This is a genomic window from Streptomyces syringium, from assembly GCF_017876625.1.
In the GTDB taxonomy this organism is placed as follows: Bacteria; Actinomycetota; Actinomycetes; order Streptomycetales; family Streptomycetaceae; genus Streptomyces; species Streptomyces syringius.
The window spans coordinates 1,957,027-1,970,845 of record NZ_JAGIOH010000001.1; the positions used below are offsets into that span (position 1 = coordinate 1,957,027).

General features: G+C 71.6%; 11 protein-coding genes. 5 read left to right on the forward strand and 6 right to left on the reverse strand.

All coding sequences use genetic code 11. The features are described 5' to 3' along the window. Positions 1 to 4: 4 nt before the first annotated feature. The gene (locus JO379_RS08635) at positions 5 to 640 is read right to left on the reverse strand and encodes a papain-like cysteine protease family protein (RefSeq protein WP_130877219.1); all 636 of its coding nucleotides are present in this window, start codon (positions 638 to 640) and stop codon (positions 5 to 7) included. 228 nt (positions 641 to 868) lie between these two features. On the opposite strand from JO379_RS08635, the gene JO379_RS08640 reads away from it, so the two are divergent. Continuing rightward, positions 869 to 1,813 carry a hypothetical protein gene (locus tag JO379_RS08640; RefSeq protein WP_130877220.1) on the forward strand — a complete coding sequence of 315 codons (945 nt, stop codon included), beginning with the start codon at positions 869 to 871 and terminating at the stop codon, positions 1,811 to 1,813. A gap of 68 nt (positions 1,814 to 1,881) precedes the next feature. Here JO379_RS08640 and JO379_RS08645 read toward each other — a convergent pair whose 3' ends face one another. Then, positions 1,882 to 2,307, reverse strand: coding sequence for a Rieske (2Fe-2S) protein (locus tag JO379_RS08645; RefSeq protein WP_130877221.1), 426 nt, complete (start codon positions 2,305 to 2,307; stop codon positions 1,882 to 1,884). 140 nt (positions 2,308 to 2,447) lie between these two features. On the opposite strand from JO379_RS08645, the gene JO379_RS08650 reads away from it, so the two are divergent. After that, complete coding sequence (locus tag JO379_RS08650) at positions 2,448 to 3,386, forward strand: carbohydrate kinase family protein (protein WP_130877222.1); 939 nt, start codon at positions 2,448 to 2,450, stop codon at positions 3,384 to 3,386. 109 nt (positions 3,387 to 3,495) lie between these two features. On the opposite strand, the gene uvrA is transcribed toward JO379_RS08650, so the two are convergent. Continuing rightward, positions 3,496 to 6,567, reverse strand: a complete 3,072-nt coding sequence (uvrA, locus tag JO379_RS08655; RefSeq protein WP_209514499.1) for an excinuclease ABC subunit UvrA — start codon at positions 6,565 to 6,567, stop codon at positions 3,496 to 3,498. 249 nt (positions 6,568 to 6,816) lie between these two features. On the opposite strand from uvrA, the gene JO379_RS08660 reads away from it, so the two are divergent. From JO379_RS08660 to JO379_RS08670, 3 genes are all read left to right on the forward strand, one after another. Next, positions 6,817 to 7,512 carry a maleylpyruvate isomerase family mycothiol-dependent enzyme gene (locus JO379_RS08660; protein WP_209514501.1) on the forward strand — a complete coding sequence of 232 codons (696 nt, stop codon included), beginning with the start codon at positions 6,817 to 6,819 and terminating at the stop codon, positions 7,510 to 7,512. A 9-nt stretch (positions 7,513 to 7,521) separates the two neighbouring features. Beyond that, complete coding sequence (locus JO379_RS08665) at positions 7,522 to 8,178, forward strand: MBL fold metallo-hydrolase (protein WP_130877225.1); 657 nt, start codon at positions 7,522 to 7,524, stop codon at positions 8,176 to 8,178. Between the two features lie 298 nt (positions 8,179 to 8,476). Next, entirely contained in the window at positions 8,477 to 9,763 is a 1,287-nt protein-coding gene (locus JO379_RS08670; RefSeq protein WP_130877816.1) for an MFS transporter, read from the forward strand. Positions 9,764 to 9,864: 101 nt separating this feature from the next. On the opposite strand, the gene JO379_RS08675 is transcribed toward JO379_RS08670, so the two are convergent. From JO379_RS08675 to JO379_RS08685, 3 genes are all read right to left on the reverse strand, one after another. Continuing rightward, on the reverse strand, positions 9,865 to 10,878 hold the full coding sequence (locus JO379_RS08675; protein ID WP_130877226.1) for a TerC family protein: 1,014 nt from the start codon (positions 10,876 to 10,878) through the stop codon (positions 9,865 to 9,867). A gap of 177 nt (positions 10,879 to 11,055) precedes the next feature. Beyond that, positions 11,056 to 13,023 (reverse strand): TerD family protein, encoded by a 1,968-nt coding sequence (locus tag JO379_RS08680; RefSeq protein ID WP_130877227.1) that lies wholly within the window; start codon positions 13,021 to 13,023, stop codon positions 11,056 to 11,058. A 119-nt stretch (positions 13,024 to 13,142) separates the two neighbouring features. Continuing rightward, the gene (locus JO379_RS08685) at positions 13,143 to 13,721 is read right to left on the reverse strand and encodes a TerD family protein (protein ID WP_130877228.1); all 579 of its coding nucleotides are present in this window, start codon (positions 13,719 to 13,721) and stop codon (positions 13,143 to 13,145) included. Positions 13,722 to 13,819: the final 98 nt, after the last annotated feature.

A 13,819-nucleotide genomic window follows, 5' to 3' on the forward strand; every position in this document is an offset into this window, starting at 1 on the left:
GACCTCACGCCCCGATCCGGTAGAGCGAGTGGGTCCAGGAGAACTCGTTGTTGTTGACGTACCAGTCGTGCGAGGCCCAGTTGTAACGGCTGTTGGAACCCCACGGGTCTCCCCAGTAGACCCAGCTCTTGGCGTCGTCGAAGCCGTACAGGACGTGCATGTGCCCGCCGCCGGAGGACCACTGGATGCGGGTCTCGATGGGCCGGTTGGCGTTGATCTCGGTCTGCACGGTCGGGTAGCGCAGCCATCCGGTGACGTACGAACCGGGGCTGATGCCCGCCCAGCGCAGCGCGGTCTGCACATGGCCCAGGGTGGCCTGGTTGTTGGGGCACTCGGTGCCCTGCTGCCGGTTGAAGGCCGCGTTGCAGAACTGGTTCTGGCTGTAGGTGCGGCCGAACCAGGTGGCGATGGTGTTCCCGGAGGCGGCCCAGCACCAATTGCTCTTCTGCTGGGCCTGCATGGTGATGTCGAGCTTCTTGCTCGCCCGCAGGCCGGTCGCGTCGCCGGTCGCCGCGCTCGCCGTGGTGGGGACGGCGAGCAGCGCGGAGGCGATGAGGGTGGCTGCGGAGAGAGGGGCGAGCGCGGTCAGTCGTCTGCCGCGTGTGCGGGTCGGTTTCGGTTGTGCCGAGGCACGGGTCATGGCGTTCCTCCCGTGGCGGGGGGTTGTGGTGGAGGAGCGCGTCCGGACGCTGAGGGGAGCATCAAGGTGTTGTCGGTGAGCGGTCAACCAGCTTCAATGCGAAGTGAGACAGCGGTGTGAACAGCTCGAACCGGAAGTGAACGGCCCGTGCCCACGCAGGAGGATCACGGCGGTCCCGGCGACCCGAGATCTCTCCACCGCTCGTGAATATTCACTAAGGAGCGGCGGATGGAGCGGAGCGGCATACAGGCCGAGGCGGCCGAGGCGGAACTCGCGCGGGCGTTGCACTCGGGCCCGTTCCATCTTGCCCTGCGGACGGCGCTGACGGTACGGGGCCTGGCGCTGCACCGGGTGCAGCACCGGCTCGCGCAGCGCGGGGTGAAGGTCGGGCTGACGAGCCTCAGCTACTGGCAGCAGGGCGCCCGGCGGCCGAGACGGCCGGAGTCGCTGCGGGCGGTGCGGATGCTGGAGGAGGTCCTGGAGCTGCCCGCCGAGTCCCTGACCCGGCTGCTGGCCCCCTCGGCCGCCGAAGAGTCCGGACGGCCGGCGGCGCGGTCGCTGCGCTCCCTGGTGGAGGGCCCGCGCGCGGTGGAGCGGCTGCTCGCGGAGCTGGAGTCACCGGCCGACGGCGGGCTGCACACCGTCTGCCATCTGGAACGGGTCCTCATCGGCGACCGGCGTGAGCTGCGGAGCCGCGACTCCCACCACGTCGTACGGGCGCACCGCGACGGGGTGGACCGCTATCTGGCCTTCCACCGCGGCGACACCGGCTGCGACCCCGAACGGGTGACCGTGCGGGCGTTCGACAACTGCCGGGTCGGACGGGTGCGGTGGCACGCCGCGTCGGGCGTCCTCGCCGCCGAGCTGCTCTTCGACGTACGCCTGCGGGCCGGGGACACCTACGTCTTCGGCTACGGCTTCGACGACGGCACCGCCGGTACGAGCGGTGAGTACGTCCGCGGGTTCAGCTTCGCGGGCGGACAGTACGTGCTCCAGGTCCGCTTCGACGCCGCCGCCCTGCCGGTCCGCTGCCGCCGCTTCACCCAGGCCTCGGCCGGCGCGCCCCGCACCGGGCAGCAGGAACTGACGCTGGCGGGGCGGCACCGCGGGGTGCACCTGGTGGAACAGGGGGTGCGCCCGGGGATCCTGGGGATCGCCTGGGACTGGGCGTGAGGCATTGCAGCCCGTCCGGCGTTTGAGGACACCGCCGCGCAGCGGTGGTGCGGGCACGGCTCTGCCCGTCAGGCGTCGGGGCCCGCGATCAGCTTGCCGTCGGCGGCCTTGACGGGGACGGCCGGCAGCGGGGCGCCCGCCGGGCCCTGGAGGACCTTGCCGGTGGCGGCGTCGAAGAGGCTGCCGTGGCACGGGCAGTGGATCTTGCCGTCCTCGATCTTGTCGGCCACGCAGCCCGCGTGCGTGCACACCGCGCTGAACGCCTTGAACTCACCCTTGGCGGCCTGGGTGACGACCAGCCGCTGCTCACGGTAGAGCCGCGAGCCGCCGACCGGGACCGCCGAGGGCGCGCCGAGGTCCACCGGGGCGGTGGGTGTCGGGGGGCCCTTGGGCGCCGACTCGCCGCCCCCGCAGGCCGCGGCGCCGAGCCCGGCGGCACCGGCCAGCGCCGCTCCTCGCAGCACGGTACGGCGGGAGGCTGGCTGGCTGGTCATGGAGGCTCCAACGGCTGAGCTGCGAAGAGGACGCCCCGACGATACCGGCACCCTTTCGTCCGCTTGCGACGTGGCAGGCTGGGGTGCCCGTATCGGCCTCGTGCCGTCCTGCCGCGTCGGCATCGGAAAGGACGCCTCTTGTGATCGTCGTAGCCGGAGAAGCCCTGATCGACCTGGTGCCCGGCGGTGCCGGGGGTGACGGCGACCTGCCGGCACTGCTGCCGCGGCGCGGCGGCGGCCCGTACAACACGGCGGTCGCACTCGGCCGCTTGGGCACCCCGACGGCCTTCTGTTCCCGCGTGTCGACGGACGGCTTCGGCGAGGCCCTGCTGGACGGCCTGCGGGCGGCGGGGGTGGACGTCACGTCGGTACGGCGGGGCCCCGAGCCGACGACGCTCGCGGTGGCGGCCGTCGGCGCGGACGGGTCGGCGGGCTACCACTTCTACGCCGACGGCACGGCGGACCGTCTGTTCGAGCTGCCGGGGCCGCTGCCGGACGGGACCTCGGCCCTGTGCCTGGGAACCTGCTCGCTGGTGCTGGAGCCGGGGGCGAGCGCGTACGAGGCGCTGCTGCGGCGCGAGGCGGGGCGGGGGGTGTTCACCCTGCTGGACCCGAACATCCGGCCCGGTCTGATCCCCGACGCCGACGCCTACCGGGCCCGCTTCCGCTCCTGGCTGCCCCAGGTGTCCCTGCTCAAGCTGTCCGTCGAGGACGCCGGGTGGCTGGGCGGTCCGGCACGGGAGTGGCTGGCGGCGGGACCGGCGGCGGTGGTCGTCACGGACGGCGCGGCGGGACTGTCCGTCCTCACCCGGGGCGGGGAGCGGCACTCCGTGCCCGCGGCGGCGGTCGGGGGCGGGCTGGTGGACACGATCGGCGCCGGCGACACGGTGAACGCCGCGCTGCTGCACCGCCTCGCGGCGCACGGCGCACTGTCGCCCGCCGCCGTGGCGGAGCTGACCGGGGCGGACTGGCTCGACATCCTGGCCTTCGCCGCCCGCGCGGCGGCGATCACCTGCTCCCGGGCGGGGGCGCAGCCGCCGTACGCGGCGGAACTCGGGCCTGTCCGGCGGATCATGTGAACGGGCCCTGCGGGCTGGATGTGGCTGAGCTCAGCCACATCCAGCCCGTCCGGCGCTTGAGGACGCGCCCGCAGGGCGCCTGCCGCCTCGTAACGTGAGCCGGCCGCGCTCAGGCGCGGCGCGCCCGCGTGGCCGTCCTATTGGCGGTCGTGGCCTTCTTCGCCCCAGCCGCCTTGGCCGTCGTCTTCTTCGCCGCGGCCTTCTTGGCGGACGCGGCCGCCGTCGTGACCGTCGCCTTCGCGACCCCGGTCTTCGAAGCCGCGGCCGCCGCGGTCTTCTTCTTCGCCGGGGCCTTCCGGCCGCCGTTGCCGCGCGCCTTGGTCACCGCCGCGTCACTCACGCGGTCGCCCAGCAGCTCACGCAGGAACTTTCCGGTGTGGCTGCCGGGGACGGAGGCGACCTCCTCCGGGGTGCCCTCGGCGACGACGAGTCCGCCGCCGCTGCCGCCCTCCGGGCCCATGTCGACGACCCAGTCCGCCGTCTTGATCACATCGAGGTTGTGCTCGATGACGATCACGCTGTTGCCCTTGTCGACCAGCCCGGACAGCACCTTGATCAGCTTGCTGATGTCCTCGAAGTGCAGCCCGGTGGTGGGCTCGTCGAGCACATAGACCGTGCGGCCCGTCGATCGCTTCTGCAGCTCGCTCGCGAGCTTCACCCGCTGGGCCTCGCCGCCGGAGAGCGTCGGCGCGGACTGCCCGAGCCGGACGTACCCGAGCCCGACCTCGTGGAGCGTGCGCAGGTGGCGGGCGATGGTCGGCACGGCCTCGAAGAAGTCCAGCGCCTCCTCGATGGGCATGTCCAGCACCTCGGCGATGGACTTGCCCTTGTAGTGCACCTCCAGGGTCTCCCGGTTGTAGCGCGCGCCGTGGCAGACCTCGCACGGCACGTACACATCCGGCAGGAAGTTCATCTCGATCTTGATGGTGCCGTCGCCGGAGCAGTTCTCGCAGCGGCCGCCCTTGACGTTGAAGGAGAAGCGGCCGGGCAGATAGCCGCGGACCTTCGCCTCCATCGTCTCCGCGAAGAGCTTGCGGACGTGGTCGAAGACGCCGGTGTACGTGGCCGGGTTGGAGCGCGGCGTACGGCCGATGGGCGACTGGTCGACGTGCACGACCTTGTCCACCAGGTCGTCGCCGTCGACGCGCGTGTGCCGTCCGGGGACGGTCCGCGCCGCGTTCAGCTCACGGGCCAGGTGGGTGTAGAGGATGTCGTTGACCAGCGTCGACTTGCCCGACCCGGACACACCGGTGACGGCCGTGAGCACGCCGAGCGGGAAGGAGACGTCGATGTCCTGGAGGTTGTTCTCGCGGGCGCCGCGCACCGTCAGCCGGCGGTCGAGGTCCACCGGCCGCCGGGTCTCCGGCATGGCGATGGACTTCTTGCCGACGAGGTACTGCCCGGTCATCGACTCCTTGTTGGCCAGCAGCTCCTTCAGCGGGCCGCTGTGCACCACCTTGCCGCCGTGCTCGCCCGCGCCCGGGCCGATGTCGACGACCCAGTCCGCGACCTTGATGGTGTCCTCGTCGTGCTCGACGACGATCAGGGTGTTGCCCATGTCGCGCAGGCGCACGAGCGTCTCGATCAGACGGTGGTTGTCGCGCTGGTGCAGGCCGATGGACGGCTCGTCCAGCACATAGAGCACGCCGACGAGGCCGGAGCCGATCTGGGTGGCGAGCCGGATGCGCTGGGCCTCGCCACCGGAGAGGGTGCCCGCGGCCCGGTTCAGCGAGAGGTAGTCCAGGCCGACGTCGACCAGGAACCGCAGCCGCTCGTTGACCTCCTTGAGCACCCGCTCGGCGATCTTCTTCTCGCGGCCGGTGAGCTTCATGTCCCGGAGGAAGTCGGCGCACTCGCTGATCGACATCGCGGCGACCTCGGCGATGGACCGCTCCTGCACGGTGACCGCGAGCACGATCGGCTTGAGCCGGGTGCCCTCACAGGTCGGGCAGGGCACCTCGCGCATATAGCCCTCGAAGCGCTCGCGGCTGGAGTCGCTCTCCGCCTCCGAGTGCCGCCGCTTGACGAACGGCACCGCGCCCTCGAAGGACGTGGTGTACGCCCGCTCGCGCCCGTAGCGGTTGCGGTAGCGGACCTCGATCTGCGTCTTGTGGCCGTGCAGCAGCGCCTTCTTGGCCCGCTGCGGGAGCCCCGCCCAGGGGATGTCCATGCGGAAGCCGAGCTCGTCGGCCAGGGCGCCGACCAGGCGGCTGAAGTAGTCCTTGGTGTGGCCGTGGGACCAGGGGTTGATCGCGCCCTCGTCGAGGGACTTGTCCTCGTCGGGGACGATCAGCTCCGGGTCGACCTCCATGCGGGTGCCGATGCCGGTGCAGTCCGGGCAGGCGCCGAAGGGCGAGTTGAAGGAGAAGGAGCGCGGCTCCAGCTCCTCGAAGGACAGGTCGTCGTACGGGCAGTAGAGGTGCTCGGAGTACATCCGCTCACGCTCGGGGTCGTCCTCGGCGAGATCGACGAAGTCGAGGATGACCATGCCGCCGGAGAGGCCGAGCGCGGTCTCGACCGAGTCCGTCAGACGACGCTTCGCGCTGTCCTTGACGGTGAGGCGGTCGACGACCACCTCGATGGTGTGCTTCTCCTGCTTCTTGAGCTTGGGCGGCTCGGAGAGCTGGATCGTCTCGCCGTCGACCCGGGCGCGGCTGTAGCCCTTGGTCTGCAGGTCGGAGAAGAGATCGACGAACTCGCCCTTGCGCTCGCGCACCAGCGGCGAGAGCACCTGGAAGCGGCTGCCCTCGGGCAGCTCGAGCACCCGGTCGACGATCGCCTGCGGCGACTGCCGGGAGATGGGCCGCGCGCACTCGGGGCAGTGCGGCTTGCCGATGCGGGCGAAGAGCAGGCGGAGGTAGTCGTAGACCTCGGTGATGGTGCCGACCGTCGAGCGCGGGTTGCGCGAGGTCGACTTCTGGTCGATGGAGACGGCCGGGGACAGGCCCTCGATGAAGTCCACATCGGGCTTGTCCATCTGGCCCAGGAACTGGCGTGCGTAGGAGGAGAGCGACTCGACGTAGCGACGCTGCCCCTCGGCGAAGATCGTGTCGAACGCGAGGGACGACTTGCCCGACCCCGAAAGTCCGGTGAAGACGATGAGGGAGTCACGCGGAAGGTCGAGCGAGACGTTCTTGAGGTTGTGCTCGCGAGCGCCACGGACGATAAGACGGTCTGCCACGCCGGTCGGCACCTTTCTTGAGAGTCGGCTCCGGGGGAGCTTCCGAGGAGCTGCGGGGAGAGTCACCGCCCCTCGATCCAGAGTACGGGGGGCCACTGACAAGCGAGGGTCGGGCGAAGGCCGGCCACCGGATCGGCGCGGCCCCGCGGTGTCGTCAGCGGCGCTCCCGACCATATAGCACGTACATTCGATTTAGGGGCGGGATCGGACACCTTCACCCGAAGGTGTGGCCCGGCTATCGTCGGCGGCATGATTGATCATGTGCACGACCTCGCCGCTGTACGTGAGGCCACCGACCGGCTGCTCTCCGCGATCGGCGACCTGGACAACGCGGCCGTCGCCGAGCCGTCACGGCTTCCCGGCTGGACCCGTGGCCATGTCCTGGCCCATCTCGCCCGTAACGCGGACGCCCTCGTGAACGTCCTGGAGGGCCGTCCCATGTACGTGAGCGGCGAGGCCCGCGATGCCGACATCGAGCGGGACGCACCCCGTCCGCTCGAGGTGCAGCTCGCGGACCTGCGCGACAGCTCCGCCCGCTTCCTGCGGACGGCCGACGTGCCCGCGGACTGGAGCCGCACGATCGAGATGCGCAACGGCGTGACCGACTCCGCCGCGCGCGTCCCCTTCCGCCGTCTCATCGAGGTGGAGTTGCACCACGTCGACCTCGGCATCGGTTACGAACTGACGGATCTGCCCGAGGAGTTCACCGCCCGGGAGATCGACTTCCTCAGTGAGCGCTTCACCGGCAACCCCGGCGTCCCCGCGCTGAGGCTGAAGGCGACCGGCGGGAACGGCGGAAAGCAGTGGTCCACCGGCCGGCTCGAGGGCGAGCCCGTCTCCGTCTCCGGCCCTCCGGCGGCCCTGATGGGCTGGCTCGCAGGACGGTGCGACGGCTCGGATCTCGAAACCGGTGGCGCTCCGCTGCCCGCTCTTCCTCCGCTATAGGGTGATCCCATGACGTACAGCGGAGCGGTAGAGGTCGGCGGACCTGCGGATGTACACGAGTTGGCCGATCTGATGATCTCCAAGGTCGCGGTCGGTCCCATGAACAACAACGCCTATCTGCTGCGGTGCCGGGCGACGGACGAGCAGCTGCTGATCGACGCCGCCGCCGAGCCGCACACCCTGCTCGCCCTGATCGGCGACAGCGGCATCGCCTCCGTGGTGACGACCCACCAGCACGCCGACCACTGGGGCGCACTGGCCGAGGTGGTGGCCGCCACCGGCGCCCGTACCCACGCGGGCCGTTACGACGCCGAGGGCATCCCGGTACCGACGGACGTGCTCGTCGAGGACGGGGACACCATCCGGGTCGGCCGGGTGGAGCTGACGGCCCGCCACCTCGTCGGCCACACGCCGGGCAGCATCGCGCTCGTCTACGACGACCCGCACGGCCACGCGCACGTCTTCACCGGCGACTGCCTCTTCCCCGGCGGCGTGGGCAACACGCACGACGACCCCAAGGCGTTCGCCAATCTCCTCGACGACGTCGAGACCAAGATCTTCGGTGCTCTCTCCGACGAGACCTGGGTCTACCCGGGCCACGGCAACGACACCACGCTGGGCGCCGAGCGCCCGCACCTCGCGGAATGGCGCGAGCGCGGCTGGTGACGCCGCCCCGGCCGGTCGGCCGGGCAAGTGAACAACGTTGAACGGTAAGGACCGGCGGCCATGGGCCGCCGGTCCTTACCACTCTGCGCTGCCCGAGGGGGCGGCAGCGCGGAGGTACCGCCAGGGGGAGGCGGCGCCGGGCCGGGACGGGGGCGGAGGGGCGGATACCGCCGGCATTCCGACGGACCGGCCGATATCCGCCGCGCCCCGCGCCGCGCTCCCCCACGCCCCGTTGCCTGCCATCTCCATGGAAGTTGGGCATTACATGCAACGAGACCGTTCCCAGAGTTCACCGTCCATGTTCCGGCTGGCGGCTGCCTCGCTGGCCGGTACCGCCATCGAGTTCTACGACTTCTTCGTCTACGGCACGGCCGCGGCGCTCGTCCTCGGCCCGCTCTTCTTTCCCACCGTCTCACCGCTGATCGGCACGCTCGCCGCCTTCGGCACCTTCGGCGTCGGGTTCATCGCCCGCCCGCTCGGCTCCATCCTTTTCGGCCATATCGGCGACCGTCACGGGCGGCGGCCGGTCCTGATCGCGTCCCTGCTCCTGACGGGCGTGGCAACGGTCGCGGTCGGCCTGGTGCCCACCTACGACAGCATCGGCATCGCCGCCCCCGTCCTGCTGCTCGTCCTGCGCTTCGTGCAGGGCATCGGGCTGGGGGGCGAGTGGGGCGGCGCGGTGCTGCTGACCGCGGAACACGCGCCCGCCCACCGCAGGGTCCTGTGGTCGAGCTTCCCGCAGGTCGGCCCCTCCGTGGGCTTCGTCCTGGCCAACGGCCTGACGCTCGCCCTGTCGGCCACGCTCACCGACGCGCAGTTCCTGTCCTGGGGCTGGCGGGTGCCGTTCTGGGCGGCGGGGCTGCTGGCGGCGGCCGGACTGCTGCTGCGCACCCAGCTCAGCGAGACGCCGGCCTTCCAGGAGCTGGCCGCCAAGGAGACCCGTGCCTCGCTGCCGCTGGCCGACCTCGTACGCGGCCACTGGCGGCTCGTCCTGCTGACCGCCGGCGGGCTCGCGGCGGGCTACGCCGTCTTCTACACGGTCACGACCTGGTCGCTCGCCTACGCCACCGAGACGCTCCACGTCGACCGCACGGTCATGCTCGCCTGCATCATGGTCGCGGTCGCCGCCCAAGGCGTGGCCACTCCGCTGGCCGCCCTGCTCGGCGACCGCTACGGGCGCCGCCCGCTGTGCCTGATCGGCTGCGCCGCCATGGCGCTGTGGATGGTCCCTCTGGTGGCGCTGCTGCAGACCGGCCGGCCGGTGCTGATGCTGGTGGGCTTCATCGTCGCGATGCTGGCCTTCACCGCCACGTTCGCCGTCACCGGGGCCTATCTCCCCGAGCTCTACGAGCCCCGGGTGCGCTGCACGGGCGCGGCCGTCGGCTACAACCTGGCGGGCGTCCTGGGCGGTGCCCTCACGCCGATCGTGGCGACCGCGGCGTCCCAGGGCAGCGGACCGCCCTGGGGGGTCGCCGGCTATCTGACCGCGATCGCCCTGCTGAGCCTCGGCTGCTTCGCGCTGCTGCCCGACACCCGCCCGGCGCCGGCGGCCCCCGGTCCGGCCGCGGAGTACGCGACGGCGTAGGGCCCGGCAGGCCGTCCTCAACGCCGGACGGGCTGGTCGTGGCTGAACTCGGCCACGACCAGCCCGCCGGGGCCGCAGCCGAAGCCACGGCGGAGAGGCCCTCAGACCAGGCTGTTGTCCTTGTCGCTGTCCTTGTCGCTGCCCTCGGCCGGCTCCGCCGCATCGGCCGGCTCCTGCTTCTTGGAGGCGTAGAGGCTGGTGACGGTCGTGACGACCAGCACCGCGCAGATGACGCCGAGCGAGACCGGAATGCTGATCTCGGGGACGCCGACGCCGTTCTCGTGCAGGGCGTGCAGCACCAGCTTGACGCCGATGAAGCCGAGGATGATCGACAGCCCGTAGGAGAGGTGGACCAGCTTCCGCAGCAGGCCACCGATCAGGAAGTACAGCTGACGCAGACCCATGAGGGCGAAGGCGTTGGCGGTGAAGACGATGTACGGGTCCTGGGTGAGGCCGAAGATGGCCGGGATCGAGTCCAGGGCGAAGAGCACATCGGTGGTGCCGATCGCCAGCATGACGATCAGCATCGGGGTCATCAGGCGCTTGCCGTTCTCGACGACGAACAGCTTGGTGCCGTGGTACTTGTCGGTGGACGGGAAGCGCTTCTCGACGAGCTTCAGGAAGCGGTTCTCCTCGAACTCCTCTTCCTCCGCGTCGGCGCGCGCCTCCTGGATGAGCTTCCAGGCGGTCCAGATGAGGAAGGCGCCGAAGATGTAGAAGACCCAGGAGAAGTTGGCGATGATCGCCGCGCCCGCCCCGATGAAACCGGCCCGCAGGACGAGGGCGATCAGCACACCGACCATGAGCACGCGCTGCTGGTAGATCGGCGGAACGGCGAACTTCGCCATGATCAGGACGAAGACGAAGAGGTTGTCGACGCTCAGGGACTTCTCGGTGATGAAGCCCGCGAAGAACTCACCGGCCGGCTGGCCGCCGCCGAAGAACAGCAGCCCCAGCCCGAAGAGTCCCGCGAGGGCGATCCAGACCGCGGTCCAGATCCCGGCCTCCTTGATGGAGACCTCATGGGGCTTGCGGCCCCCTATGAAGAAGTCGGCGGCGATGAGGGCGCACAGACCAAGAATGGTCAGCACCCACAGGGTCAGGGAAACGTCCACTGTTCCTCCGGCACTCTGTACGGCAACTACCAGCGTCGTCGCTGCCGGAGGAACGTCCGCCCGCGCTCAGTCCACGGGGCCTCCTCCGTACAAAAAACAGTACAGGAAGGCCCAAGAAATAGTAAAGAAACCCCCAAAACCCCAGGTCAGACGGTGTTTGCTGAGTAAAGCGGGGCGCTAGATCCCATACGCCCGCCGGGCCTGGCCGACCTGCCACAGCACCTGCCGCAGCACCTCGCTCCCGGCGGGCACGAGCGAGGGCTCGTAGGTCCAGGCATGACCCACCCAGGGATCGGCGAGGTGGTCGGAGGGCACCGGGGTGATCCGCAGCAGGGCACGCCAGAGCGGGTCGAGCACCGGCCCGTACACCCGGGAGTCCTCCCGGTCGGCCACCATCATCAAGTGCACCCCCACGGCCGGGCCCTCGTCCGCGAGGTAGCGCAGCTGGGTGACGGCCCGGTCGTCGAAACCGTGCGGGAAGTCATTGACGATCAGCAGCTGCTCGGCGACGTCGAGGTCCGGCGGCAGGGAGTCGACGGCCCCGCTGCGGACCGCCATCTGCACCAGGTCGACGCGGCGCGTCAGCCGCGCCAGCAGCGCGGTCACCCCCTGCGCCCCGGCCGCCGGAGGCTCCTTCAGCGCCCCGGACTCCAGCAGCGGCGCCAGGGCGGCACCGGCCGATCCCGCCGGATCGATGACGTGCACCGTGAGGTCACCGACCGGGTAGACGGCCAGCAGCCGCGCGGCGTGCGCGACCGCCGTGTCCATGGCCAGCCGGCGCAGCTCGGCGGAGTCCACCAGGCCGGCGTCCGTGCCGTCCGAGCGGCCGCTGTCGATCCACAGCCCGCGCTCCAACGGCAGTCGCACCAGCATGGGGATGCGCAGATTCGTACGCTCCGGCAGGCGCAGATCGCCCACGCGCAGGGCCATCGGGGTCTCCAGCGGCACCTGGTAGCCCTGCCAGACCGGGCTGTCCCAGCGGGCGAAGGCGGGCGGCAGGGCGTGCTCGACGACCTCGGACTCGGCGGCGAGCTGGGCGAGGTCCCGGTCGAGGGCGGCGCGGGCCTGCTCGACGAGCGCGTCCTGCTTGGCGCGCGCCTCCTGCCGGGCGGCGTCGGCGGCGGGCCCGACCCGGGTGCGCGGGTCGGAGAGCACCCGGTCCAGCTCCTGCTCCAGGCGGGACTCGGCGAAGTCGACCGCGCTGCGGTACGCGGCGGTGGTGCGGGCCAGGTCCTCGAACATGCCCCAGACCTGGTTGTAGAGCCGCTCGTTCATCGTCCAGCCACTGGCGTCACCCGCCACGGGCCGGGCGGGCTGCCCCGGCTCGGCCGACGGGGCGGCGGGCGCGGGCTCCGGCGGCGTCGACGTCCGGCGGCGGGGGTGCTGGTAGCTGACGGGGCCGCCCGCGGCCGGAGGCTGCTGCGCCGCCGGGCCGCCCGCGAGACCGTCGCCGGGGGCGGGCGCCTCCGGGTCGTGGCCCGGCCGTACGGGCGCCCGGCCGGCGTCCATGGCGCTCCCGCCGGACTGGGCCGCGCGGCGCGCGGCGCCCTCCTGCTGGGCCCGGCGGGGCGGCGGCGGGGCCACGGCGCGGGCCATGCCCCCGGCGACGGCCTCGTCGATGGCCTTGGCCGTCTCGGCCGCCCGGGGCAGCCCCTGGTCGGCGAGCATCGCGGCGAGACCGCCCGCGTAGCCCTGGCCGACGGCCCGCACCTTCCAGGCGCCCTGCCGGCGGTAGAGCTCCAGGGCCACGACGGCCGACTCCGCGTCCAGGTCGGTGATGGTGTAGCTGACGACCTCGGCGCCCTCCAGCGAGGTGACGGCGAGGAAGGGCGCCGCCATGTCGCCGAAGCGGGCCGGGCCGCCCCCTCCGGCCGGCAGGGCGAGCAGCACGTTGACGCGGTGGACGGCCTCGGGGACGGCGTCCAGATCGACGGCCAGCCGGTGGTCCGCGGCCGCCTGGCGGGACACTTCAAGGCCGGGGAGCTGGGGTGAGGCGGGGTGCGCGACCCACGCGGCGTCGGCGACCTTGCCGTCCGCGTCACCGAGGGTGGCTCCCGCCACCACCGGAGTGCCCGCCGAAACCCTGATCTCCAGGCGGGTCTCGGGCAGCGGGTGGTTCTGCCCCCGCGTCAGCTCGGCCGTCATCGCCGTTCCCCCTTGTTGTGTCGCGCGCTCGTCGCGCCGCGCTCGTCTGTACCAAGCGGGCCCGGCGGAGCTGTCTCCGCCGGGCCCGGTCCTACCGCTGACTGTGGTGCCGCCGAGCCCTACAGGCTCGCCTGGACCGCCGGGATGAGGTCCTGGAAGGTCCGGCCGTTGGCCGGGGTGCCGATGGCCGTCATCGCCCAGCCGTTGCCCGCGCGGTGCACCTTCGCCATGATCTGCGCGGTGTACTGCCCGCCGCCGTCGAGGGTGTAGCGGGCCAGCTCCTGGCCGGTGGTCTCGTCGACCAGGCGGCAGAACGCGTTCTGCACCTCGCCGAAGGTCTGGCCGGTGAAGGAGTTCACCGTGAAGGCGATCTCGTTGATGTGGACGGGGACGCGCTGGAGGTCGACGAGGATCGCCTCGTCGTCGCCGCCCTGGCCCGCGCCGCCGACGCGGTTGTCGCCGGTGTGCCGCACCGAGCCGTCGTCGCTGACCAGCTTCTGGAAGAAGACCACGTCGACGGGCTGCTTGTCGGCGAAGAGCAGCGCCGACGCGTCGAGGTCGATCTCCCTCGTGCGCGACCCGAACAGTCCGCGGCGGGGGGCGGCCTGCCAGCCCAGCCCCATCCGTACCGCGGTCAGGGTGCCCCCGTCGGCCTTCTGCAGGCTGATGCCCTGACCCTTGGACAAGTTGACCGTCACGCGCAGTCCCTTCTCGTTTTTCTCTCGTGTTGCCCCGTGACCGCGCGCTCGGCGCGGTCTCCTCCCACGACCCTATGCACTGTCACCGGTCGCGAGCA

Bases quoted from the DNA above. Each gene is read 5' to 3' on its own strand.
- JO379_RS08635 (WP_130877219.1), bottom strand. From the start codon at position 640: ATGACCCGTGCCTCGGCACAACCGAAACCGACCCGCACACGCGGCAGA.
- JO379_RS08640 (WP_130877220.1), top strand. From the start codon at position 869: ATGGAGCGGAGCGGCATACAGGCCGAGGCGGCCGAGGCGGAACTCGCG.
- JO379_RS08645 (WP_130877221.1), bottom strand. From the start codon at position 2,307: ATGACCAGCCAGCCAGCCTCCCGCCGTACCGTGCTGCGAGGAGCGGCG.
- JO379_RS08660 (WP_209514501.1), top strand. From the start codon at position 6,817: ATGATTGATCATGTGCACGACCTCGCCGCTGTACGTGAGGCCACCGAC.
- JO379_RS08665 (WP_130877225.1), top strand. From the start codon at position 7,522: ATGACGTACAGCGGAGCGGTAGAGGTCGGCGGACCTGCGGATGTACAC.
- JO379_RS08670 (WP_130877816.1), top strand. From the start codon at position 8,477: ATGTTCCGGCTGGCGGCTGCCTCGCTGGCCGGTACCGCCATCGAGTTC.
- JO379_RS08680 (WP_130877227.1), bottom strand. From the start codon at position 13,023: ATGACGGCCGAGCTGACGCGGGGGCAGAACCACCCGCTGCCCGAGACC.